This is a genomic window from Candidatus Acidulodesulfobacterium sp. H_13 (assembly GCF_048541835.1).
Taxonomy (GTDB): domain Bacteria; phylum SZUA-79; class SZUA-79; order Acidulodesulfobacterales; family Acidulodesulfobacteraceae; genus QIJE01.
Genome location: NZ_JBLEOY010000003.1, coordinates 143,237 through 166,541, shown reverse-complemented (window position 1 = coordinate 166,541; position 23,305 = coordinate 143,237). Strand labels below are relative to the sequence as shown.

The window sequence follows — 23,305 nt, the reverse complement described above, 5'->3', positions numbered from 1 at the left end:
GCAATTTAGAATAATCGTCCATCACTGTCTTTATTGTTATCGTAGTCCGAATCCGCGGGATGCTCGTCCCCCGCGTTTTGCGCCCCGTCGTTTTTTTTAATCACGTCTTCCATTTCTTTAACTGAAGGCAGATCCTTTAAATTGCCTAGATTAAAAACCTCAAGAAAGTAATCGGAAGTTTTGTAAATCAACGGTTTTCCGACAATATTCTTTCTACCCGCAACCTTAATAAGATTTTTTTCTAAAAGAAATCTTATTATACTAGCAGAATCAACCCCCCTTATCGTATCTATTTCACCCTTCGTAATAGGCTGCTTATATGCAACAATTGATAATGTTTCAAGCTGTGGACCGGTAAATTTTATCGGCTTAATCTTTAAATATTCCGATACTGCGTCAAAGTATTCCGGCTTTGTTTTAAAACTTATACCGCCATCATTGATAGATAAATATATACCGCGGCTATTTTTTTCATTAAACTCTTTTTTTATATATTCAAGCGCCTTTAGGATGATATCCTTCTTTGTCCTGTTCTCCTTTCTTTTTTTATCTTTAATAATCTTAACCTTATCGCCATTAGCATGTTCCTTTTTCTTTATGCTTTCATCGTCGTCTATATTGAATACATCAAGGAGCCTTTCTATAGAAACAGGCTCTCCGGATGCAAAAATTACCGCTTCTATTGCTGGAATAATTTCTTCTGCATTTCTCAAATAATTATTTAATAAACCGGAATGACTCATATATTATACACCAAAATATCACCGACATCCTTACAACTGCCGACACACATCGCCTGCGGCAATTTGCTCATCGGAGTCATATGCCGCATATTCAATTATAATAGCATATTTTAATTAAAGAGAAATGGGTAGAAGGCTACTCGCTCAGGATTATTTATTTGGAATATATTCCTAAATTCAGATTGTTGAACCAGTTCAAAAACTTGCCGACCATATCCTTTCCTTTAAAAATTAAACCATGTTGCGGAACTATCATTTCTACGTCCAGCTTCGAAACCCTATCTATCCAAATTTTCTTCGGTTCATTGGAAGGCATAAATCGCTTATGAAAAAATTCCATATATTTAGTATGATTATCAAAGTCTTGAACAAAAACGTTAGGTCTTCTCTTGCCTTTCAAATCCTCTTTAGGAATTAATGCGGCTCCAATATCCCCTGTAAAAAGTATTTTGGATATAGGGTCGTATAGATTTAATTGTCCCGGAGAATGCAAATAATGGGCAGGTATTATATCGAAAGCATAATCTTTAGTCATATTAAACTTCATACCCCCGTCTTCGACCATAATCATATTATTCGGCTTTGCCCCGTAATGCGAAATAAAAGCCGACCAGATTCTATCTATAATAATCTTGGAATCGGTAATGGAAAGCCATAGCGCCAAAGCCGAAACTACGTCCGGGTCCTGATGCGAAGAAAAAATAAACTTCACGTTCGACATCCTGACTTCGCCGGCAAAGGCCGATGAAACCGATGAAAACATTTCAATTCCACCGGGGTCTATAATCGTTGCAACCTCATCATGAATTAACAGATATTGATTCGTATCTATAATATAATCAGGTCTATCTACATCCTTGCCTATATAAATAAATTTATGATTCGGAGACTCGTATAAAATTTCTGACGTCATAATGCAAAATCCCCCTTTATATTATTAAAGATATATAAAATTATAAACTAAACCGACCGTATTGCAATTATACGCAGAGGTCGCCGATTTTACCGTCGATATTTTTAATGATTTTCATAAGCCCTTCATTCAATTTGTCGTCTATCCTAAGCATATCGTTAAGTTTTGCGCTTACTTTTCTTATCCCGAAAAGCACATTAGATATTTCTTTAGTCGAGCTTGACGATTTTTCCGACAATTTCCTTACCTCATCCGCAACTACGGCAAACCCTCTCCCTGCCTCTCCGGCTCTTGCAGCTTCTATTGCAGCATTCAACGCCAGCAAATTAATCTGATTAGTGATAGAAACGATAGCGCTGAGAATCTCATCGGTAAAAAGAGTAAGTTTATAAAGCTCGACGGAATCGTCATATGTTTTTCCGAGCATGGAAAATGAACTTGAATACATATGAGCCAAGGAATCCACGAAAATTTTAATGACCGACTTTGTATCTTTGCATTTTGAGGTAAATTGATTAAATTCTTCGGTAACCTTCGGAAGTTTTTCAGAATCCCTTAAGCATGAATTTAAAAGGTCGCTTTTACCGGCAATATCATCCTCAAGCGAAGCGATTTTAGATTTTAAGTCTTCTAACTCGTTTTCGTAATCGTTTCTTACTGAAGAAATCTCAGAATCCTTTCTTCTCAGGGATAGCTCTAAATCGTTATTTTTTCTTTTAAGCCCCCCTATTTCGCTTATTAATCTTTGATATTCGCCACCGGATAAAAATTTCATAAAACACCCGTTTATTTTAATGTTTAAAATTAATAAAATCCTAAAACTCCTTGGGCTTATTTTATATTTTTTAAGGTACGATTGCAATAAAAATCTTAATCTACGGCACCTATTCGATTTGTTTTATTATTCGCTACCGGTCATGTTTTCGGCTTCGGGTTTTTAAACCGTCTTTTGATAATACCCAATCTTTCAATATCTTTCGGCAATTTTTGCCGCTATTGCCGCCGCACACTTAATTCCATCCATAGCGCTTGTCATTATGCCGCCGGAATATCCGGAACCTTCACCGCAAGGATACAAGCCCTTAATGGATACAGACTCCAAATTCGTTCCCCTTTTAATTCTCACTGCTGACGACGTACCCGTTTCCAACCCCGTTAAGACCGACCTGTCACCGAATCCTTTGAATCTCGATTCAAATTCAATTAACGACCCTGCAATAGATAGGTTTAAGATATTAGGCAACAGTTTAAACAGATTGAAATATTTAACCGAAGGTGAATAAGACGGCTTCGGCATCTCGTTCATTTTAATTTTTTTATTTTTATAATCGGTCTCAATAACCCCGTCGGCAGCCGCAGCAATGTCCCCTATATAATCCTGGGTATATTGAAACGGAGCGCCATAATTTCCGCCCCCGGCTTCAAATGCATTAATCTCTAAATCCTTTCTGAATATTAGACCACCGGTTCCCGAAGCATACCTATCGTTATCTAAATGCTCGAGTATTTCCGGTCTGACTGCGGTAACCACGGCGCTGTTGGAATTTTCCATATCCCTGCCGGAATAACTCATGCCGTTTATAGAGAGAAGGTTTTTGTCAGGGCTTGAATTTATAACTAAGCCTCCCGGGCACATACAAAATGAATACCCCCCATATTTTTTAGAGGATATATTATAATACAAGCCTTTAAGTTTAATGCCTTCTATGCCTTCATTTCCCTTAAAAAACAGTTTGTCTATAAAATCCCTTTTATGCTCTATCCTAAAACCCACAGCAAAGGGCTTTTTTTCCATATAAACTGCTCGCTTTCTCAACAGTTCATAGGTATCGTAACTGTTTGCCCCCGAAGCCAGTACCAAAAAGTCCGTCTCGAAAGATCTTTTGTCCGTGATAATAGAATGCATTGCCTTATGCTCGTCAATACCCATATCTTTCATTTCTTCATCAAAATAAATCTCTACCCCTCCTCGAATAAGATATTCTCTGATGTTTTTAAGTATAGAAATCAAACCGTCGCTCCCGATATGCGGCTTGTGTTCGGTTAAAATACCCTTTTTAGCCCCCATTTTTACCAAAAAGTTCAAAACGTAAAACACTGCGGGATCGTTTTTTCTAGTCGTAAGTTTGCCATCGGAAAAAGTTCCTGCGCCGCCCTCTCCGAATACCGTATTGCTTTTTTTGTCAAATACGCCGGCGTTAAATAGATTGTCAACATCTTTTATTCTATTCTCAATGGACATGCCCTTCTCTATTAATACCGATCTTATACCCCGTTCCAATAGATAAACGGCGGCAAAAATTCCTGCAGGACCGGTTCCTACTATTAAAACCTTGGGTTTAATATTTTTTACACCGTTTTTATCGGACAGACCCCCCTCGTTACGTTTATCACACGCGTTGCACTCGCTATATTCATCCCCCGCACTACTCGCTTTTACTCCGTTTTTGTTTAAAAAATTAACAAGGGCATTCTCTAAATCCGGCACGTTGACATCGTCTGCGGCTTCGCCGGTTTTATGTTCGTATGCGGCACGCTTAAACTTAATTATTGCCTTAAAAACCGCTTTAGCCTCTTTTTGTCTCAAATCAAGTGATTTTTTAATGATTTTTATTTCAAAGGGCAGGCCTGAATACCTTAAATTTTCGCCGGTTTTAGAAAAAAACTCAAATTTACCGGTAAGCAAACTCAAACTATCGAGAAAAAGCTCTTCACTCCCCTTTTCTTTGCGCTTATCCGAGCTATTTATCGGAATCTTGAAATCGTGAATAAGTATCATAAAATTAATTAAGTGATTACTAAATATGAAAATTTTCGGGATTAGAATTTTACTAAGGGTTTATCAAGGATATAGCCGGGTCTTTAACCAATTCATCCTCCGTCGACTCTACAATATTTTTTAGAGGAATTAAAAGTACGGGACAAATGGAATTTTTTGCAACGGCAAAGGAAACCGACCCAAAAACAAACTCTTTAAAACCTATTCTTTGATGCGTCCCTATCGCGATTATATCAATACCTATTCTTTTTGGAAAATTAAGGATCTCCGATGCCGTTGCACCGAAAGAAACAAATATTTCATAATTTAAATAGTGTAACCCCGTTTCTTCCAGTTTATGCTCTACCGACTTACGAGCCTCGTCTGTTTTTGACTGAAGCATTTTTTTTTTATTTATAAATGAAAATGCGCCGGCAGGGACTATGTGCAAAACATAAAACTTAACCGAAGCCTCCCTGAAAAGAGATACTGCAGACCTCAATATAAAAGGAGTTTCGAAGTTTAAATCAATACCTATCAATACCTTTTTTTCGATTTCCATATTTTTAATATTATCTGATTAGACTATTTTTTTCAAGATGAAACTTTTATACGCCTCAATTCTACAACGGTGAGGATTATTTCCCGCAATAAAATAATCCTTTTCAAAAAAAGCTCTTATATGTTATAATTACTGTTGAGTAATCCGACGACACGGTGTTGAGGTTGAGAACCCCGCCAGGGTCGAAAGGCAGCAACGGTATCAATTCAAGGTGCGTGTGTCTTAATCGGATTGCTCTTTTTTCTTCTTTGTTTAAAACTTTAATCGACCGCAAGTTCAATTAAATGATTAAATATTGGCTATTACTATCAATAATAACTCCAAAGCTCTTCTAACAGGAAACGAAGCAATAGCTCTAGGCGCATATGACGCAGGTGTTTGTGTCGCTACCGGTTATCCGGGCACTCCAAGCTCTGAGATTTTACCATTCCTCTCAAAATTAAGCGATGCAATGGTGAACTAGTCTATAAACGAAAAGACTGCACTGGAAATTGCCGCAGGCGCATCTATCGGTTATAAACGATCGATGTTTACGACAAAGCATGTCGGTTTAAACGTAGCCTCCGATCCGCTCATGACTCTTGCAATTACCGGAGTTAAAGGTGGTTTAGTCATAATTACGGCAGACGACCCGAATATGCACAGCTCCCAAAACGAACAGGACAATAGATTTTACGCTAAGTTCGCCAAAATACCCCTATTGGAGCCCTCGGACAGCGAAGAGTGTTTGAATCTTACATCTATGGCATTCGACATAAGCGAAAAGTTTGATACTCCGGTGATTATAAGAATTACAACGAGAATATCCCATTCTGGAAGCATAGTCGCTATGCCGAATGTATCCAATGAGTACAATCGCCGTTGTCGTACCCCGCAACCGTATAAAAAAGATATAAAAAAATTCGTTATGGTTCCGGTTTATGCCCGGGAAAGACATAAAACGGCAATAGAAAGGCTTGAACGCCTTAGGGAATATTCAAATAATTCCGGTATTAATAAAATAGAATATAACAGCAGAGAGTTCGGTATCGTTACGAGTGGTATTTCATATCAATACGCTAAAGAAGCGGCGCCGTTCGCATCTTTCTTAAAACTTTCTTTCTCTTACCCCATTCCAGACTTACTTATTGAAAAATTTGTAAAAAATATTAAAAATATAGTAGTCATTGAGGAATTAGAGCCTTTTATTCAAGAAGAAATATCGTCTTTAGGTTTAAACTCAGTCGGAAAAGAATATTTCGAAAGGTACGGAGAGCTTACCCCGGATTTAGTCAAAAAAGGACTGATTAAGGCGGGCTTTTTATCCGTCGATAATGCTAATACCGACGTTAACATTAATAAAAACGTCAAGGTAAATTGTGATGATTTGAACTACCTTTATAAAATGCTGCCCTCAAGACTACCTGCATTATGCAGCGGATGCCCTCACACGGCAATATTTTACGCTCTGAAAAAATTAAGGGTTCCGGTTATGGGAGACATAGGGTGTTACACACTCGGCGCTCTTCCGCCGCTTAGCGCCATGGACAGCTGTATATCTATGGGTTTGGCTTTCGGAGCGGCGCAGGGGTTGGCTATGACAAATTCGTCCGTTAAAAAAATAACCGGCATAATGGGCGATTCCACCTTTTTCCATTCCGGCATAACATCTCTGATAGACGCAAAATATAATAACGCATGCTTTACTGCAATTATTCTGAATAACTCGACAACCGCAATGACCGGCGGGCAGGACCACCCCGGAACGGGTAAAAACTTATCTCTCAATCAAACCGTCTCTAATAAAATAAATATAAGGAAAGTCGTGGAAGGCATCGGAATAGACGAGATTTATACCGTAGACACTTATAATTATAACGAAACATATGCAACACTAAAGAAAGCCCTGGATTCCAAAAAATTAAACGTTGTCATTACCGACAGACCATGTGTATTGTATCCAAAAAAATTATACATAAGAAAAAAATTTAAGGTTTTGAGCGGATGCAACGGATGCAGTCTGTGTATGCAAATAGGGTGCCCTTCTATCCTGTCTTCTTCTAACCACCCTATCGGCGCAGATGAAAATATACCTCTTATAGATGACTCCTGTGTAGGATGCTCCATCTGCATGGACATATGCATATTTAATTTTATAGAAGAAATAAAATGAAAATAAACGACACGCAAGGCGTACAGAATATTTTAATATGCGGCATAGGGGGGCAGGGGGTCGTGCTTGCCGGCAAAATTATCGGCGCAGCCGCTTTTGAAAGCGGTTTGGATATTAAAAAATCCGAGGTTCATGGTATGTCCCAAAGGGGAGGATCTGTATCGACACATATAAGGTTCGGCGAAAAGATTTTTTCTCCATTGATACCGAAGTATGCCGCATCTACGATTCTTTCATTCGATATTTACGAAACGCTTAGATATGTCAAAAATTTTGCGAATAATAAAACGGTTGTAATATCGTCGGATTACGGCATGATGCCTTTATGGACGTCTAAAAATAAAAATGATAAACTAGGAAACGGCCCGATTACCGCAGAAAATATTTCTAACGCATTGAGAATAGAATTTAAATATTTACATTTAGTAAACAATAAAAAAATTGCCGCCAATTTAGGAAATATTAAGGTTTCCAATATAGTATCTATAGGATTGCTATCTAATTATACCGACATAGAAAAGGAAATCTGGTTAGGGGTCATCAGGCAAAATGTTCCTGAAAAGACGGTAAATTTAAATTTAAAAGCATTCCTGATAGGCAGAAATGAAGGAAACAAATAAAAACTGAAAATAGTAAAAATAAAGCCGATAAGGTAATTAAAACAGTGTTGGATATAACTTATTTCGATAAAAAATATGAAACTATCGACCTTTCCGAGTTAAAAGCCCTCCAGACGGAACGGTTCAAGAAAACCCTTAAGCAAATTTTTACAGGCGAGAGTAATCCCCTGAAAGCCAAGCTGAATGAATCAGGCATAAAAAACATTAATGATATAGAGAGAATTAAGCGCATTGCCGAAATCAAAAACATTCCTTTTACGTCAAAGTCAGACCTCGTGAACAATTACCCCTACGGCATGTTTTCAAGTCCGTTAAGCAATATGGTCAGGATCCATGCTTCGTCCGGCACGACCGGAAAACCGATTATAGCCGGCTATACCAAAGGGGATATAAAAACATGGTCAGAGCTAATGGCGAGAGTCCTTTGCGCGGCGGATATTTCTAAACACGATGTCGGGCAAAATGCATATGGATACGGTCTTTTTACGGGGGGACTCGGATTTCACTATGGGGCAGAGAAACTCGGCATGATGATTATTCCAATGTCCACCGGCTTCACAGAAAGGCAGTTTACTATGATGCAGGATATAGGATCTACTGCTCTTTTTTGCACTCCGTCTTACGCCCTTTTTTTATCCGAAGAAATCGGAAAATATGTAAAGGATAAATCAAAAATTAAATTAAAAAAGGGCATCTTCGGCGCAGAACCCTGGTCAAACGAGCTTAGAAAAAAAATAGAGAATTCTCTCGGCATAGATGCCTACGACATATATGGATTAAGCGAGATTTTAGGACCGGGAGTAGCTTTCGAATGCGTATATAAAAATGGATTACACATAAATGAAGATAATTTTTTTCCTGAAATAATAGATCCGAAAACAGACGAGGTTCTTGGGGACGGAGAGACCGGTGAATTGGTCCTTACGAGCCTTAATCGGGAGGCAATGCCCCTCATAAGATTTAGAACCAAAGACATAACAAGACTTATTCGCGAAAAATGCGATTGCGGAAGGACTTTCGTCAGGATGGCAAAAATTAAAGGAAGAACCGACGATATGATAATAATAAAAGGGGTGAACGTATTCCCTTCTCAGATAGAGTCTGTCCTATTCCACTATAAGAACTTAGAACCGGTTTATCTAATAGAACTTTATACCGATAATCTTCTTGATACGATAAATATCGTGATAGAACCTAAAAAAGAAATTTTTAATGCCGGCAAGGATAGAGTCGACAGAGTAATAAAAGAAGTTTCTCATTCAATATACGAATTAATTGGAATAAGGGCAAAAATAACGGCAGTCCCCCCGAAAACACTTGAGCGGAGTAAGGGGAAAGCAAAGCGAGTTAACGACCTCAGAAAAAAGATTTAAGGGGATAATGCTATTCTTCCGATAAGCTCGCTCAAGGCACTTATGTCTACGAATGTATCCCTGCAGGGCCCGTTGGGTCTCATATTGGATAAACCGTAAACCGGCAGCGGAAAACCATCTATAATCCCGGAGCTTAAATCTCTCTCGCATGCAACTGCAATCACCGCTTGAGGTCTTTTTTCCTCTAAAACCATTCTTGCAAGGGTGCCACCGGTCGCAACAGCAATAAACATGCCTTTTTTATCCGCCAGTATCGCAAGCTCTTTAATATTGCACTTTCCGCAACTGAGGCAGTTATGGATATCGTCCGTAATTTTAGCCTTGCAATTATGCAGCTGCAGGCAATGAGGAAGGAGAATTAAAATTCTGTCTAAAGACACCTGCTTATTCATGGAAAAGAGTAAAAAATTGTTTATATCTATAAAAGAATTCTGCATCTTATCCCTGTTTATTCTAAAAATAGACGTAATAAAAAAAGCCATCGGATATAAGATTTTAATCAAAATATACCTGGACGGATAAACCAATAAAGATTTATTTTTACCATGTTTTTTAAACAAACCGAGTAAAAAAATAAAAATAATTAATAACAAAGCGGCGTCTAAAAATAAAAATATATATACCGGTAAATTGGGGCTTATCTTTTCCAATCCGCCCGAAATAATCCAAAAGAGAAAAGACAGGATGAACAGTATAATAAAAATAGAAACCGATATTATTTTTAAGAAATAAATATGCTCCTTTTTTATCGACATATATCTCCCGGCTTTATCCTGTAACCGTTAATAAAATCTATATAACTTATGTCTTTTTTCCCTTCCGGTTTTAACCGTAAAAGTTTGATATAAACCCCATTTCGAGTCGTGGCAACGATTAAAGATAACCTGTTTGCCGCAACTATCGCCCCCGGCGAAGATTTAACGTCTTTTGGTAAGATATCATTATTATCCATTCCCGAAGACAAGGAATTAACATAGTCGTTGTAATTATAAAGCAGACCGTCTTCGTCCTCGGAAGCGGATCTTTTGTACTCTTTGCCGTTAATAAATAATTTTGCTTCAATAAGTTTAACAATTTTATTCCTAAAAATGAAATATGCCCCTCCGACCCCGGTAAATGCCCTTATCCTGTTATAGATTTCTAACGGTTCGTCTTTTAAAAAATCAACCCTTCGTTCATCTAAGCCGATTAACCCCGTAGCGGTTAAAGCATTATTGTCCGCGTCAGACTGTACAAATCCGGATTCCGACATATTTACCTTAATTTTAAAAATAGTTTTTATAACCTCTGATAATAAGACTGAGCCTGCAGTGGATAATCGTTCATAGAGGCTTTCGCAATATTCATCTTTTCCTATATCGACCTTTTGTTGAGCTATAATGGGACCGGTATCCACTCCGGCATCTAATGCCATTATGGAAACGCCGCTGAATATTAACCCTTTCAATATAGCGTGATGAATCGGGCTTGGACCTCTTAAATCAGGCAGGAGAGAGGGATGAAGGTTTAAAACGCCGTATCTTGGAATATTTAAGATATCTATGGGTAAAATATGTCCGAACGCAACCACTATAATCAGGTCTATGTCTAAGGATTTTAAAAAACTTATCTCGTTAGCGTTTTTTTTAAAGGTTATAGGTGTTCTTACGCCTATATCATGCTTCAGCGCTAATCGGTTTACCGACGACATGACAAGTTTCCTTTTTTTATTATTCCAGACAGGAGGTTTTGTATAAACCGATTTTAAATTTAATACGCTTGATTCCTGTAATTCTAAAATACATTGAAGCGATACCGAGGCAATATTCGGGGTACCCATAAAAACAATGTTCAAAAGAGGCATAAATTATTTTAGTTTTTATAAGAAGTAGAATAAATTAAATATAACTCGGACTCTTTCCGCGCTTCGCTACTCCGGCTTTTTTTAAAAAAGCATTATGCAGAGAACGTTTTAAAGGGGAAACTTTATCTATGAACAGGGTTCCATTAAGATGGTCTATTTCATGTTGAAAAGCAACGGCAAGCAAATCCTTTGCCTCTAACACAACCTTTTCTCCGGAAACATTAATCGTTTTAACCCTGATATATTCCGCCCTTTCAATATCTGCGTTAAATCCGGGTATCGACAAACATCCTTCTTCATATACGGTCTTTCCGTCTCTAAAAATTATTTCCGGATTTACAGCGATAACAAGTCCTTCGTTCTCCGTAAGTATATTAGACTCACCCAAGGAAAATATTTTACTTTTATTACTTTTCCTGCTCATATCTATTACTATTACACGTTTGTTTATACCGACCTGAGTAGCGGCAAGCCCTACTCCATCCGCCTTGTACATAGTATATGCAAGATTTTTAATAAAAGAAATATCCGCAGATATATTGTCTTTATCTAAGGGTTTTGCTTTTATCCGCAACTTTGGATCCGGATATTTTAATATTTCAATAAGCTCCATACCTATATTATAGTATAATGCAATAAAAAAATAAACATGGTTAATGACCGTTCCCTACTGCTCCGTTAAAATTAAACCTCTTTTGGTAAATGACCAATCCGTGAAGCGTTAGCGGCATATTATATAAATGCCGGGTAACAGCGTTAGGTAAGGGGTGTTTTACCGGATTGGGGGGGATCTTTAAAGCGGCAAAACCGGCGGGAATATTCTTCTTTTTTACCTTTAAGAGCGGACCATGCCTGAGAGGCGAAGGGATATCCTTTTGAATCGCTATGCCAAACATTCCGTTTATTTTCTTTGAATCAAACCATATTCCCTTGTTCCAAAAATAGTAAGTATCGTTATAACGGTAATAAACTTTTCGGTTTTTTTTGTTTATATATGCCTTAAGATTCTTAGACATTTTAAGTATAATAAATTCTTTGTTTTCCGTATAAAACTTCTTATTATGGCTACTATTATCGGCGTATCCCAACCGCTTTGTAAGATTTTTCGACCGGGCAAAACCGATGTTGGGAATTAACGAGATAAAAACCGCGATAGACAAGCCGAATATTATGATCGTTAGTACCCCGTTTAAAGCCTGACCAATACTGAGCCGTCCGTCTAATTTAATTTTAAATTGTTCATGCATGCAGGTTTCACCTGTTTTTTTGTTATATTTTTATTTCATTTATGTTTTTAATTATACATTATAAACGATAAAAATCAACTTTAGAGAGGAACGATGGACAGATTATCGAAACGGAAAACTTAGAGACGTTACATCTGAAATAAACTATTATTTAACGTATCCTTCCATAACTTTCTCTAAAAATGCAGCTTCTGAAACGGCTCCGGTTACTTCGGCAACATCATTCATTACCGTTTTCGGAACGCTGAAAACTTCATATCTGTCTGAAAGGTTAGGAAATTCTTGAATTTCAACGACATCTGAAGTAATATTGTCGTTCATAATGGCAAAATTGTGAGCAAGAACCGCCGCCGGCGGACAGTGAGGTCAAGTGGGGGTTACAAATACCTGAACATTATAGGGCTTCGTGATTTCTTTGAGTCTTTCGACAGTTTTCTCCGAAAAACCGATATTTTTAGTAGAAACATTTATTATGCCATGAACTAAGGTCATAAACTCATGACCCGCCGGTATTCCGTAAAAACGAACCCCGTAATCCTTGTCGCCTTCTATAACTATTGCAGGCGCTCTTTTCACGGCATACTGCCTTACCTTGTCTGCATCATTATCGAAATCATATTCTTCAATGCTTATTTTATCGCTGAGGTCTGCTACTTCTATTAATATTTCTTTCGCTTCTTTGCAGTAAAGACAATTATTTTCCGACTTAAAAAATATGAGATTAATATTATTTTTAAGTTTATCGTTAAAATCTTTTTTTAAAAATCCGGCATCTTGTTCACTTAACAGAGACATTTTTCCTCCCTTTTGCGTCTATCTTTTTGACGACATACAATAATATTTATCTTTTTATATTGTAAAATATTTTATATGCAAATTGCAACAGTTTAAATTCTAAAGCAAAATTATAACATTCTTTAATTCCGCTTCATTTTATTCCCAGCTATCGGTTTACATCTGATGTTTACTCATCCGTTATCCTTTTTTACTCCTTAAATTATTAAAATAAATATTGAATTATTCTATAAATATGGTATAAGTATATTATGTAAATGTTTTTATTATTATCAATAACTTAATCAATAGGGGACTATAAATATTCAATAATCAATTATGCAGCCTAAACTCCATAACTATTGTATAGAAAAGACTTTCGAGCTTTTATATAACGATTCTAAAGAAAATGTTTTAAATACAATTTTTGACCCTAAAATTTCAAGCGTTCGAGCCGATGAACGAATTAACCTTATGCAACACGGTTCATATATTATTGATAGACTCGCAATAAAAAGACTGAGAATCCACTGGTTCGGAGGACACTATCTCTATCCCCATTCGCATGCAGGTTATATCAGCGGTTTTTCCGATGCAGGCACAAAATGCCTTCAGCTGTTTAATATAGCCGTAAGGGATTGGAATCACGGCAGGTTTAAAAAATCCTTCATAGCCCTCGGGGGGGCAACTCATTTAGTCCAGGATTTATGCATTCCTTTTCACACTACAAACTTAGCCTTAAAAAAACACGTGGTTTTTGAAAGATGGATGTCGGTGCATTATTTAGACATAGATTTAAAATTAGAAGGGGGTATATACGAATTTAGGTCATTGAGAGAGCACTATAGGGATACTGACCCTTTCGGATGGGTAGATTATAATGCCCATAACTCTTCGATGTTTTTACCCGAATTGCTATATGCTAGAACAAAAATAGAATACTTTAATTCTATGAATAGAATACTGCCGGAAGCGATAAGAACATCTGCAGGTTTTCTTGAGTTATTTACTAAAAAAGTAAATAAAATCGAGAGCAAATAGCAATCGTGAATAAGACATCCTTTAACGCGTCTTTATGCCACGGCGGCAACATTTTAACGTATGGTTGCAACAATGGAATTATAGACTTTTCCGCCAATATTAATCCTGCCGGTTTATGCAAAAATGCAGTAAAAATACTAAAGGATTTTAAGAAAATAAGATTTTTTACGGAAAATTATCCGGAAACATATCCGAAATCATTTATAAAAACACTGTCGGATTACCATAACATAGATAAAAGATTTATCCATACCGGAGCCGGGGCTACCGACCTGATTTTTAACATTGTCGATATCTTTAAACCTGCAACCGTAGTCATAGTAGAGCCTTCTTTTGCCGAATATGAAAGGGCGGCGCTTGTTTCTCAATCAAAAATTATACATATAAATACGCACCCTTCGGAAGGCTTTGAACTTAAAGAAAAAAGCCTATCAAGTCTTTTGGAGCGTATAAACAAAATCGGAGAAAACGATCTCGTTTTTATCTCCAACCCTTCAAACCCCGCCGGAATAATAACATTTAAAGATACCTTAACCGAAATATTAAACCGTTTAAAAAAAAAGGGGGCTTTTTTAGTTTTGGACGAATCTTTTATGGATTTTTGCGAGGAATTCTCTGCCAAACATATGATAAAATATTGCGATAATTTAATTGTTATACGTTCTTTGACTAAATTTTTCGCAATGCCGGGGCAGAGATTGGGTTATACCCTTGCAGATCATAGAATTATAAGAAAACTTGCAGAAACAACCGCACCATGGAAGGCAACATCTCTCGGAACGGAAATCGCTTCGGCTTCCCTGACAGACGCAGAATATATTTTGAATACCCTAAAATTAATAGATAAATTGAAAAAAGACCTTCGGGTAAAAATTGAACGGTTGAAGACATTTCAAATAATACCGGGAACGGCTAACTTTTTTTTGTTGAAGATAACAAATGCCGGAGAATTTAACGCCTTAGATTTAAAAAAATATTTAATTAAATCCCGTATCTTAATAAGATACTGTGGAAATTACCGCGGCCTTAACAATAAATATTTCAGAATAGCAATCAGGAAAAAATCAGAGAACGATTATCTCATAAAAAAATTAAAAGAATTCATAAGTTAAAATAATCGTATATATTCCTTGCCGCTTTTTTACTTATGCCCTTAACGGCGGAGAGTTCTTCGATCGAACTGTTTTTTATATTTTCGATGCTGCCCAAACCGACTGTTAGATTGATGTACGTTTTTTTTCCTACACCGTCGATATTTAATAATTCCGAGGTAATCAACGATTTGGTCTTAAGTTTGGAAAAATACGTTAACGCAACCCTGTGCGCCTCATCCCTCAATCGCATAAGTAAAAATATCGCATTCTTATTCCTTCCGAAATTAACCTCGTTCTTTCTATCGGACATATAAATTTTATCCGTTTCGCTTATTTTTTTTAACGGCTCTCCTGTTTTCATTTTTAAAACTTTTGTCTTGGCTATTGCAATTAATACCGGCATATTCTCGGTTTTTACAATATCATGACCCTTATTCCTTTCTCTAAATTCTTTTGCGGCACCGACGAGAACGTTTAGTTGTCCCTTTCCGCCATCGACCATAATAATATCCGGTAAGGGGTCTTTTCCATTAACCGCATTATTAAAACGCCTGCATAAGACTTCATACATCATTGCATAATCGTCGGGGGTGTTTTTTGATTTTATCCTATACCGCCTGTACAACGACGTATCCTTTACACCGTTATTAAAGACTGCCTTAGATGCTACGGCATATGTTCCTGAAATATTAGAAATGTCAAAGCATTCTATAATATCTGGCACTTTGTTGAGATGCAAAATACTTTTTAACGCAATCAATGCGTACCTTACAATACCATTGGCGTCTTCATCTTTGTCCCGGTCGATATACTTTTTCCCGTGAATATCGATATTGTTATCAACGGCACTATTCGCTTCCTCATCAGCATAAAATTTTTCCATAAAGTTCTTTTTTGCATTTTCTATTGCCATTGCCGTAACAATATCATATCTATGCCTCTTTCCGCTTTCTACATATATGACCTTAACATTCTTGGAGGAAAATTGCTTTACGTAGGATACGAGACAATCTTTATCTTCATCTTCTATTTTTATCGGAATTAAAATCTCATCGGGAATATTTGCGCTTATCTCTAAATTTTTTAAATAGTATTGATCTAAAAAAGCCGCCAACATCTCGCCGTCATTCAAATAAACATTTTTAAAAAAGAAATTTTTTGTTCCGATAATCCTGCCGTCCCTTACAATAACGACAACAACGTCGGCTTTGCCGTCCAGGGAATAGAATCCCATAACATCCATATCTTTTTCGTTTTTAAATACGGCGGTCTGTTTTTCGCTGATTGTTATTATCGCATTAATTTTATCCCTTAATTTTATAGCCGCCTCAAAATTTAACCTCTTAACGTGAATATTCATAGACCGTTTTAATTCTTTTAATAATTGTCTGTTTTTACCGTTCAGCAAAAGACGTATTCCATCTATTGATTTCCCGTATGCCTTGTCGTCTACATATCCGCAACATGGGGCACTACACCTGCCGATTTGATAATAAAGGCAGTATTTTTTTCTAATCGCGTAAGAATTAAACTTATTTTCACTGCATGTTCTTATTTTGAAAATCTTATTTACCGTTTTTATTACCTGCGTTACGGCAAATACACTGGAATATGGACCAAAATACTCTCCCTCTCCCTTTTTAAAATTTCTTGTTTTGATTATATAAGGGAAACCGGTCTTTGAGCTTGCTATTTTTATATAAGGATAGGATTTATCATCTTTTAGGCTTATGTTGTATTTAGGTTTATACCGCTTTATCAGGGTATTTTCAAGTAAAAATGCATCAAGTTCGTTTTGAGAAACTATTGTTTCGATATCGCAAATCTTTGAGATAAGATGCTCTGTCTTTATGCTTACATTTTTACCGGAAAAGTACTGTGACACCCTCTTTTTTAATTTTTTTGCTTTGCCGACATATATAATGTCCCCGTTAATGTTTTTCATAAGATAAACGCCGGGGGACACGGGTATACTTTTAAGTTTCGCCGTTAATTTCTCGTTCATCTCTCAAACACTGTCCATCAGCAGCATATTCTTTTTAATAGAATTAATTTCATCTCTTATTAGAGCGGCCTCTTCAAAATTTAATCCTTTGGCGGCTTTTTTCATTTTCTTGGAAAGATTTTTTATTCTCCTTTCCGCCTCTTTAGGGTCTAATATCAAAGGAGAATTATTATCGAAACCACCGGATATATCGATATAATCCTGTTCAAATATGGTGGTTAATAATCCCGGTATATTCTTTTGTATGGATTTTGGGGTTATATTATTTTTATCGTTATAATCTTTCTGAATTTTTCTTCTCCTTTCCGTTTCTGAAATTGCAAACCGCATAGATTCGGTAATTTTATTTCCGTACAATATGACTCTCCCCTTAATATTCCTTGCCGTCCTCCCTATGGTCTGAATTAGCGAGGTTTTAGAACGTAAAAAACCCTCTTTGTCGGCGTCCAATATTCCTATCAACTCAACCTCCGGAATATCCAATCCCTCCCTTAAAAGATTTATACCCACTAAAACGTCAAAATCGCCGCGCCTCAACTCTCTGATAATTTTAAATCTCTCTAAGGAATCTATATCGGAATGTAAATACCTTGCACTAATACCGCTGTCTATTAAAAAATCGGTTAAATCTTCCGACATTCTTTTTGTCAGTGTGATAACAAGCACCCTGCCGCCTTCAGCCACTGCCTTCTTAATTTCACTTATTATGTCATCGACCTGATTCGTCTCCGGTCTTACCTCTACCATAGGGTCGATTAAACCTGTAGGACGAATTATCTGCTCCACTACGGTAGAACTTACGCTTAATTCATACTCGGCAGGGGTTGCCGAAACAAAAACAAGATTTTTTATATGAGATGAAAATTCTTCAAAATTCAGGGGTCGATTATCTAATGCGCAGGGGAGCCTGAAACCATATTCTACAAGCGTAGATTTCCTAGAAATATCCCCGTTATACATCCCTCTGATTTGCGGAACGGATACATGAGATTCGTCAATCATAATAACAAAGTCATCCGGAAAATAGTCGAGAAGCGTTGGGGGCGGCTCACCCTCTTTCCTACCCGTTAAATGCCTAGAATAATTTTCAATACCGGAACAATAACCGATCTCCTGCATCATTTCAAGGTCATATATCGTCCTCTGTTCAAGCCTTTGCGCCTCCACTATCTTGCCGAGGGCTTTAAGCTCAATCAATCTGTCTTTCAACTCCTCTTTAATGGATTTAACGGCACTTTTCAATGTCGATTCGTCTGCGACGTAATGTGACGCAGGATAAATAGCTGCCTTAGAAAGCCTTCGTATAATCGACCCTCTTAAGGGGTCTATTTCCGCTATCATAGAAATCTCGTTTCCGAACAATTCTATCCTGATTGCAATCTCTTCTTCATAAGCCGGAAAAATATCGACCGTATCCCCCCTAACCCTGAAAGTACCTCGATGAAAATCTACGTTGTTTCTTTCGTATCTTATATCCGTCAGTTTGCTTAAGACATCGCTTAGATTGACTTCCTCTCCCTTTTTAACTTCAAGAAGCATGCCTGCATAACTCTGGGGGGAACCGAGACCGTATATACATGAAACCGATGCGATCACGATAACGTCTCGTCTTGAAAGAATAGACCTCGTGGCAGAATGCTTCATTTTATCAATCTGGTCGTTAATTGCGGAGTCTTTTTCTATATAAAGGTCTTTTGACGGAACATAAGCCTCGGGCTGGTAATAGTCGTAATAACTTATAAAAAATTCTATTGCATTTTCCGGAAACAACGATTTGAATTCGGAATAAAGCTGTCCGGCAAGGGTTTTGTTGGGGGCTATTATAATGGTAGGCCTCTCGAGTTCTTTGATGACATGTGCCATCGTAAACGTCTTTCCCGAACCCGTAACCCCCAAAAGTGTTTGGTATTTTAAGTTTTTATCCCTTATTCCCTCAACTAACGAGTTTATCGCTTTAGGCTGATCTCCGGTCGGACTGTTTTCCGAAACAAGATTAAATAACGCCATAATAAGATTACTTTAACATTTTTCGGGATTTTTTTAAATGGAGCGGGCAACGGGGGTCGAACCCGCGACACCAAGCTTGGGAAGCTTGTACTCTACCAACTGAGCTATACCCGCTTGTCTTAAGTAATGATTAAGATATATCATAAAAACAAAGAATTGTAAAGAATAATAGGGGGTCGGCGTCATTAACCGCCCGATCGCTAAAAACTATCGGACCCATATTTCTTTAACCGGGTTTAAATTTTACACCTATATCGGCATAACCGCATGCTTAGGCTTAAGATTATAAGTATCTCGAAAAGATTTGACCATAATATCGGAAAGATGCCCAAAGCTTAATGTATATAAACCGAAATGAATGCCGGTTTTTCTCATTTCCTGCTTTATACCGGTAATGTTATTAAAATAATCCGAATTAAAACTGCCGCCCTCAAATAACTCCAAATGTTCGGCCGGATTATAATCTACATAAATAGAGCCGTGCTGTAAGAATGCAGATTCATTTCGTCTCTGCGAATTACCGCAAATTTTCTTGCCGTCAAACGTTATTTCATACGAATGTGTTTTCAAAAAACAGTTAAAACCATTCCCTCTTTTAGACGCAACATTACTTTTTTCGTTTACCTTTAGAGAAACCTCGTTATCGGGACTTAAACCTAAGTTGATAAAAAACATATATATAAACTTTCCGACCTTCTTATATGTTTCTAAAAGTTTCCCCGCAAAAATACCCTCTTTATAGGATGCTGCTATACTGTAAGTTATTTCACTCTTGTGCAGTACTGCCCTGCCTCCGGTAGGTCTCGAAACGATATCGTAGCCCTTGTTTTTTGCCTTTGCAATAATACCTTCATCTATATTTTTATCTTTTTGGAAAAACCCCAACGAAAGAGCAGGCGGGTCAAAATAGTAAATCCTCAATGTCGGACGACTTGAAAAATCCGAAATCATTTTGTACTTATTCAGCAAGGATAAGTCGGCTGACATATTAAAACTGCCGGCACAACCCGACGACACTATCAGATTAAAATATCCATCGTTTTTAGCGCTTATCATGTTGCTATTTCACGACGAAAATCGGCTAAGCATATCCGCATTTTACTACTCGCTACTTTTCAAATATTCTTCATATTGACTCTGTTCCATCAAGTTGTTTAACTCATCTTCGTTCGTAAGCTTGACCTTAAGCAGCCATCCGGAATCGTAAGGTTCCTCGTTAACAAGCTCCGGCTCATCCTTTAACGATTCGTTAATACTAATCACATGACCGCCGACGGGTGCATATAACTCCGAAACCGATTTGGCAGACTCTATGGTTCCAAACGATTCATTTTGTTCCAACTCATAGCCCACCTCCGGTAAATCCACATATATTATATCTCCCAGCTGATCCTGCGCATGATCGGTAACCCCGATAAGCGCATTGTCCCCGTCAACTTTAACCCAGATATGTTCAGAATTGTATTTCAAACCCTTTGGAAAATCCATAAATCCCCCCTTTTTTATCTTTTCTCACATATTAATTATACGCTTCATTTCCCATAAGACTATGTTTATATTTTAATAATTTAACTCCTGTATTTGCAAGGTAAAAATTAATAATTAATTCTCTTTATCCTTCTATAAATCTCTGAGCATACCCTATGTCAAATTTACCGGAGATATAATCGCTATCGTTCAACATTTTTCTCAGAAACGGGATATTTGTCTCTATCCCCTCAACCCTAAACTCATTAAGAGCGCTTTTAGCTCTGTTTATGGCGCCTAAACGGGTCGTATCATAAACGATAAGTTTTGCTATTAAAGAATCGTAAAAAGGCTGAATATTGCAGCCGCAGCAAATAAAGTCATCGACTCTTACGTTTAAACCGCCCGGTTTATTATAAAATGTTATCGTACCCGGTGAAGGTTTGAAATTTATCGAATTCTCGGCATTAATTCTAAGCTCTATACTGTGACCTTTAATCTTAACGTCGTCCTGTTTAATCTTAAGCTTATCTCCGTTTGCAATTTTTATCTGTTCTTTAACGATATCGGTATTAGTTACGAATTCCGTAACGGGATGTTCTACTTGAATCCTCGTGTTTACCTCCATAAAATAAAACTCTCCGTTATCTGCCAAGAGAAATTCAAAGGTAGCCGCATTGACGTAATTTATTTTTTTAACTACTTTTAGTATTAAGTCCCCCATTTTTTTTCTTGCAGCAGATTTTACCGCAATAGACGGTGCCTCTTCAATGATCTTTTGATGTCTCCTTTGAATAGAGCAATCTCTTTCTCCAAGATATACAGCGTTGCCGTGCCTATCCGCGAGTACCTGAAACTCTATATGTCTCGGATTTTCACAGTACTTTTCCAAATAAACGTCTTTATCTCCGAAGAAGGATTGAGCTTCCTGTCTTGCCTGATGATAAGCCTGCGATAAATGAGCCGGCGTCAGGACCATTCTTATACCTCTTCCGCCGCCCCCCATAGATGCCTTAAGTATTAATGGATAACCGATTTGTTCGGCTGCTTTTTTTATATCTTCCTCATCGCCCCCTATGTCGTCGCTACCTGACAAAACCGGAATACCAAGACTCTTTACTAACTTCTTTGCATTTCTTTTATTTCCTAAAAGATTCATATTAGAAGAGGTCGGACCTATAAACTTAATACCGCAATTCTCGCAAATCTCCGCAAAGTTAGCGTTTTCCGATAAAAAACCATAACCGGGATGAATAGCCTCACTATCGGTTATTTCCGCAGCGGATATTATAGACGATATATTAAGATAACTTTTTAAGGATGGCGGAGGGCCTATGCATATGCTTTCATCCGCATATTTCACATGAAGACTGTCTCTGTCGGCGGTAGAATAAACCGCAACAGTCTTTATATTCATCTCCCTGCATGCCCTGATAATCCTGACGGCTATTTCGCCCCTGTTCGCTATTAAAATCTTTCTAAACATATTTTTATTGATTTATGAATCGTGAAGAAGTGAGCTATTTTTAATATATCTATTTTTTTTACTTATAGAGGTTCTACGAGGAATAACGGCTGTCCGTATTCTACCAACTGCCCGTTTTCCGCCAAAATGGATACAACCCTGCACTTTATATCAACTTCTATTTCATTCATTATTTTCATGGCCTCTATGATACAGACCGGATTCCCTTTCTCCACTATACTATCCGCTTCGACAAAAGGAGATTTTTCCGGAGAAGACGACCTGTAAAAAGAACCTACAAACGGAGAGGTTATCTCTTTAAGCTTGTCATTCCCCGTTGCCTTTCCGCTCGTCAGCTCTGTTTCCAATATTTCCGACCTGCGCATTGCAAAGTCGGTAAGGTCGCTTTGCTCGGCTTCGGAAATTTGAGAGGCATATTCGCTTTTCTCGAAAACCACTTCTTTTAAATTATGCCTATGAGTACCCTCACCGCTTAACTCAATCCTAATTTCTTCGTCGCCTTTTTTATAATAAAATTCCTTAATTTTACTAGACTTAACAAATTTTATTAAGTCTTTTATATCCTTTATATTCATATCTCTTCCTTAAACCTTTGTATGATAAAGTTATTGTTTAGAATTTACTCTCTCAATATATGATTTTGTTCTGGTATCTACTTTTATCATATCCCCTTCGTTTAAAAAAAGAGGTACGTTGATTACAAGACCGGTTTCAAGCACCGCCGGTTTATTCGAACCGGAAACAGTATCCCCTCTCAATCCCGGCTCAGTTCGTATTATTTTCATATTAATAAAATTAGGAACATTGATATTTATCGGTTTACCGTTGTAATATAGAATGTTCACCTGAATATTCTCCAACAAAAAATCGGCACTTTCGGCCGACGATTCTTTATCTATATTTATCTGGTCGTATGTCTCGTTATCCATAAAAATAAAACTATCGCCTTCGGCATATAGATACTGCATATTTTTCTCTTCGATATCGGGTATACCGACCTTTTCTCCCGCCCTTAGCGTTTTATCTATTACCTTTCCGGAAATAAGACTTTTTAATTTAGTCCTTACGAAAGCCCCGCCTTTTCCAGGTTTTACATGCTGAAAATCTATAATTTCATAAGGCTCTTTATCTATTTCTATCCTTAAACCTTTTTTAAAACTAGTAGTAGGGTACACTGAAAACCTCCGCTTATTTGTATTCCTTAACTGCAATTCTATAAT

Annotated in this window: 22 protein-coding genes, 1 tRNA gene and 1 other RNA gene; 6 read left to right on the top strand and 18 right to left on the bottom strand. The window is 37.3% G+C overall.

Annotated features, from left to right (window positions below):
* Positions 1 to 5: 5 nt before the first annotated feature.
* The 5 genes from scpB to ACMCNP_RS08170 all read right to left on the bottom strand — a co-directional run bounded on the left by scpB (position 6) and on the right by ACMCNP_RS08170 (position 4,976).
* A complete protein-coding gene (gene scpB / locus ACMCNP_RS08190; protein ID WP_419316227.1) occupies positions 6 to 743 on the bottom strand; it encodes an SMC-Scp complex subunit ScpB in 738 nt (245 codons plus the stop codon).
* 154 nt (positions 744 to 897) lie between these two features.
* Complete coding sequence (locus tag ACMCNP_RS08185; RefSeq protein ID WP_419316225.1) at positions 898 to 1,656, bottom strand: oxygen-binding di-iron domain-containing protein; 759 nt, start codon at positions 1,654 to 1,656, stop codon at positions 898 to 900.
* Positions 1,657 to 1,723: 67 nt separating this feature from the next.
* Positions 1,724 to 2,431 carry a methyl-accepting chemotaxis protein gene (locus ACMCNP_RS08180; protein ID WP_419316223.1) on the bottom strand — a complete coding sequence of 236 codons (708 nt, stop codon included), beginning with the start codon at positions 2,429 to 2,431 and terminating at the stop codon, positions 1,724 to 1,726.
* 192 nt (positions 2,432 to 2,623) lie between these two features.
* The gene (locus ACMCNP_RS08175) at positions 2,624 to 4,435 is read right to left on the bottom strand and encodes an NAD(P)/FAD-dependent oxidoreductase (protein WP_419316221.1); all 1,812 of its coding nucleotides are present in this window, start codon (positions 4,433 to 4,435) and stop codon (positions 2,624 to 2,626) included.
* Between the two features lie 52 nt (positions 4,436 to 4,487).
* Entirely contained in the window at positions 4,488 to 4,976 is a 489-nt protein-coding gene (locus ACMCNP_RS08170; RefSeq protein ID WP_419316219.1) for a universal stress protein, read from the bottom strand.
* 139 nt (positions 4,977 to 5,115) lie between these two features.
* Between ACMCNP_RS08170 and ffs the strand changes: the two genes are divergently transcribed.
* The 4 genes from ffs (at position 5,116) to ACMCNP_RS08150 (ending at position 9,121) form a co-directional block, all read left to right on the top strand.
* Positions 5,116 to 5,214, top strand: an RNA gene (ffs, locus tag ACMCNP_RS08165) — signal recognition particle sRNA small type.
* Between the two features lie 228 nt (positions 5,215 to 5,442).
* Complete coding sequence (locus tag ACMCNP_RS08160) at positions 5,443 to 7,128, top strand: thiamine pyrophosphate-dependent enzyme (protein WP_419316265.1); 1,686 nt, start codon at positions 5,443 to 5,445, stop codon at positions 7,126 to 7,128.
* Positions 7,125 to 7,748: an indolepyruvate oxidoreductase subunit beta gene (locus tag ACMCNP_RS08155; protein ID WP_419316217.1), complete on the top strand. Its 624-nt coding sequence runs from the start codon at positions 7,125 to 7,127 to the stop codon at positions 7,746 to 7,748. Before ACMCNP_RS08160 ends, ACMCNP_RS08155 begins: the two co-directional genes overlap by 4 nt.
* 53 nt (positions 7,749 to 7,801) lie before the next feature.
* Entirely contained in the window at positions 7,802 to 9,121 is a 1,320-nt protein-coding gene (locus tag ACMCNP_RS08150; protein WP_419316263.1) for a phenylacetate--CoA ligase family protein, read from the top strand.
* Here the strand turns inward: ACMCNP_RS08150 and ACMCNP_RS08145 are convergent.
* The 5 genes from ACMCNP_RS08145 to pdo all read right to left on the bottom strand — a co-directional run bounded on the left by ACMCNP_RS08145 (position 9,118) and on the right by pdo (position 13,006).
* Positions 9,118 to 9,876, bottom strand: coding sequence for a DUF116 domain-containing protein (locus tag ACMCNP_RS08145; protein WP_419316215.1), 759 nt, complete (start codon positions 9,874 to 9,876; stop codon positions 9,118 to 9,120). The genes ACMCNP_RS08150 and ACMCNP_RS08145 overlap by 4 nt on opposite strands.
* The gene (locus ACMCNP_RS08140) at positions 9,867 to 10,964 is read right to left on the bottom strand and encodes a methionyl-tRNA formyltransferase (RefSeq protein ID WP_419316213.1); all 1,098 of its coding nucleotides are present in this window, start codon (positions 10,962 to 10,964) and stop codon (positions 9,867 to 9,869) included. Before ACMCNP_RS08140 ends, ACMCNP_RS08145 begins: the two co-directional genes overlap by 10 nt.
* Positions 10,965 to 10,998: 34 nt before the next feature.
* Positions 10,999 to 11,577 (bottom strand): peptide deformylase, encoded by a 579-nt coding sequence (gene def / locus ACMCNP_RS08135; protein WP_419316211.1) that lies wholly within the window; start codon positions 11,575 to 11,577, stop codon positions 10,999 to 11,001.
* A 40-nt stretch (positions 11,578 to 11,617) separates the two neighbouring features.
* Positions 11,618 to 12,211, bottom strand: coding sequence for a hypothetical protein (locus tag ACMCNP_RS08130; RefSeq protein ID WP_419316209.1), 594 nt, complete (start codon positions 12,209 to 12,211; stop codon positions 11,618 to 11,620).
* Positions 12,212 to 12,358: 147 nt separating this feature from the next.
* The gene (pdo, locus tag ACMCNP_RS08125; protein ID WP_419316207.1) at positions 12,359 to 13,006 is read right to left on the bottom strand and encodes a protein disulfide oxidoreductase; all 648 of its coding nucleotides are present in this window, start codon (positions 13,004 to 13,006) and stop codon (positions 12,359 to 12,361) included.
* 318 nt (positions 13,007 to 13,324) lie between these two features.
* Here pdo and ACMCNP_RS08120 point away from each other — a divergent pair, with 318 nt between their 5' ends.
* Together ACMCNP_RS08120 and ACMCNP_RS08115 are read left to right on the top strand one after the other, a co-directional pair.
* Positions 13,325 to 14,026, top strand: a complete 702-nt coding sequence (locus ACMCNP_RS08120; RefSeq protein WP_419316205.1) for a zinc dependent phospholipase C family protein — start codon at positions 13,325 to 13,327, stop codon at positions 14,024 to 14,026.
* 5 nt (positions 14,027 to 14,031) lie between these two features.
* A complete protein-coding gene (locus tag ACMCNP_RS08115) occupies positions 14,032 to 15,138 on the top strand; it encodes an aminotransferase class I/II-fold pyridoxal phosphate-dependent enzyme (RefSeq protein WP_419316203.1) in 1,107 nt (368 codons plus the stop codon).
* On the opposite strand, the gene uvrC is transcribed toward ACMCNP_RS08115, so the two are convergent.
* The 8 genes from uvrC to efp all read right to left on the bottom strand — a co-directional run bounded on the left by uvrC (position 15,128) and on the right by efp (position 23,260).
* Entirely contained in the window at positions 15,128 to 17,125 is a 1,998-nt protein-coding gene (gene uvrC / locus ACMCNP_RS08110; protein WP_419316201.1) for an excinuclease ABC subunit UvrC, read from the bottom strand. The genes ACMCNP_RS08115 and uvrC overlap by 11 nt on opposite strands.
* Positions 17,126 to 17,128: 3 nt before the next feature.
* On the bottom strand, positions 17,129 to 19,132 hold the full coding sequence (gene uvrB / locus ACMCNP_RS08105; protein WP_419316199.1) for an excinuclease ABC subunit UvrB: 2,004 nt from the start codon (positions 19,130 to 19,132) through the stop codon (positions 17,129 to 17,131).
* A 38-nt stretch (positions 19,133 to 19,170) separates the two neighbouring features.
* Positions 19,171 to 19,246, bottom strand: a tRNA-Gly gene (locus ACMCNP_RS08100).
* Positions 19,247 to 19,381: 135 nt separating this feature from the next.
* Positions 19,382 to 20,188: a lipoate--protein ligase family protein gene (locus tag ACMCNP_RS08095; RefSeq protein WP_419316197.1), complete on the bottom strand. Its 807-nt coding sequence runs from the start codon at positions 20,186 to 20,188 to the stop codon at positions 19,382 to 19,384.
* 45 nt (positions 20,189 to 20,233) lie between these two features.
* The gene (gcvH, locus tag ACMCNP_RS08090; protein ID WP_419316195.1) at positions 20,234 to 20,620 is read right to left on the bottom strand and encodes a glycine cleavage system protein GcvH; all 387 of its coding nucleotides are present in this window, start codon (positions 20,618 to 20,620) and stop codon (positions 20,234 to 20,236) included.
* 124 nt (positions 20,621 to 20,744) lie between these two features.
* On the bottom strand, positions 20,745 to 22,085 hold the full coding sequence (gene accC / locus ACMCNP_RS08085; RefSeq protein WP_419316193.1) for an acetyl-CoA carboxylase biotin carboxylase subunit: 1,341 nt from the start codon (positions 22,083 to 22,085) through the stop codon (positions 20,745 to 20,747).
* 62 nt (positions 22,086 to 22,147) lie between these two features.
* A complete protein-coding gene (gene accB / locus ACMCNP_RS08080) occupies positions 22,148 to 22,660 on the bottom strand; it encodes an acetyl-CoA carboxylase biotin carboxyl carrier protein (RefSeq protein ID WP_419316191.1) in 513 nt (170 codons plus the stop codon).
* 30 nt (positions 22,661 to 22,690) lie between these two features.
* A complete protein-coding gene (gene efp / locus ACMCNP_RS08075; RefSeq protein WP_419316189.1) occupies positions 22,691 to 23,260 on the bottom strand; it encodes an elongation factor P in 570 nt (189 codons plus the stop codon).
* Positions 23,261 to 23,305: the final 45 nt, after the last annotated feature.

What these genes read in the sequence shown, in the direction of transcription:
- uvrB (WP_419316199.1), bottom strand. Translation starts at nt 19,132, where the DNA reads ATGGCGTTATTTAATCTTGTTTCGGAAAACAGTCCGACCGGAGATCAG.
- ACMCNP_RS08180 (WP_419316223.1), bottom strand. Translation starts at nt 2,431, where the DNA reads ATGAAATTTTTATCCGGTGGCGAATATCAAAGATTAATAAGCGAAATA.
- ACMCNP_RS08095 (WP_419316197.1), bottom strand. Translation starts at nt 20,188, where the DNA reads ATGATAAGCGCTAAAAACGATGGATATTTTAATCTGATAGTGTCGTCG.
- accB (WP_419316191.1), bottom strand. Translation starts at nt 22,660, where the DNA reads ATGAATATAAAGGATATAAAAGACTTAATAAAATTTGTTAAGTCTAGT.
- uvrC (WP_419316201.1), bottom strand. Translation starts at nt 17,125, where the DNA reads ATGAACGAGAAATTAACGGCGAAACTTAAAAGTATACCCGTGTCCCCC.
- ACMCNP_RS08140 (WP_419316213.1), bottom strand. Translation starts at nt 10,964, where the DNA reads ATGCCTCTTTTGAACATTGTTTTTATGGGTACCCCGAATATTGCCTCG.
- ACMCNP_RS08130 (WP_419316209.1), bottom strand. Translation starts at nt 12,211, where the DNA reads ATGCATGAACAATTTAAAATTAAATTAGACGGACGGCTCAGTATTGGT.
- gcvH (WP_419316195.1), bottom strand. Translation starts at nt 20,620, where the DNA reads ATGGATTTTCCAAAGGGTTTGAAATACAATTCTGAACATATCTGGGTT.
- ACMCNP_RS08175 (WP_419316221.1), bottom strand. Translation starts at nt 4,435, where the DNA reads ATGATACTTATTCACGATTTCAAGATTCCGATAAATAGCTCGGATAAG.
- ACMCNP_RS08145 (WP_419316215.1), bottom strand. Translation starts at nt 9,876, where the DNA reads ATGTCGATAAAAAAGGAGCATATTTATTTCTTAAAAATAATATCGGTT.
- ACMCNP_RS08170 (WP_419316219.1), bottom strand. Translation starts at nt 4,976, where the DNA reads ATGGAAATCGAAAAAAAGGTATTGATAGGTATTGATTTAAACTTCGAA.
- scpB (WP_419316227.1), bottom strand. Translation starts at nt 743, where the DNA reads ATGAGTCATTCCGGTTTATTAAATAATTATTTGAGAAATGCAGAAGAA.
- ACMCNP_RS08120 (WP_419316205.1), top strand. Translation starts at nt 13,325, where the DNA reads ATGCAGCCTAAACTCCATAACTATTGTATAGAAAAGACTTTCGAGCTT.
- ACMCNP_RS08185 (WP_419316225.1), bottom strand. Translation starts at nt 1,656, where the DNA reads ATGACGTCAGAAATTTTATACGAGTCTCCGAATCATAAATTTATTTAT.
- ACMCNP_RS08155 (WP_419316217.1), top strand. Translation starts at nt 7,125, where the DNA reads ATGAAAATAAACGACACGCAAGGCGTACAGAATATTTTAATATGCGGC.
- accC (WP_419316193.1), bottom strand. Translation starts at nt 22,085, where the DNA reads ATGTTTAGAAAGATTTTAATAGCGAACAGGGGCGAAATAGCCGTCAGG.
- def (WP_419316211.1), bottom strand. Translation starts at nt 11,577, where the DNA reads ATGGAGCTTATTGAAATATTAAAATATCCGGATCCAAAGTTGCGGATA.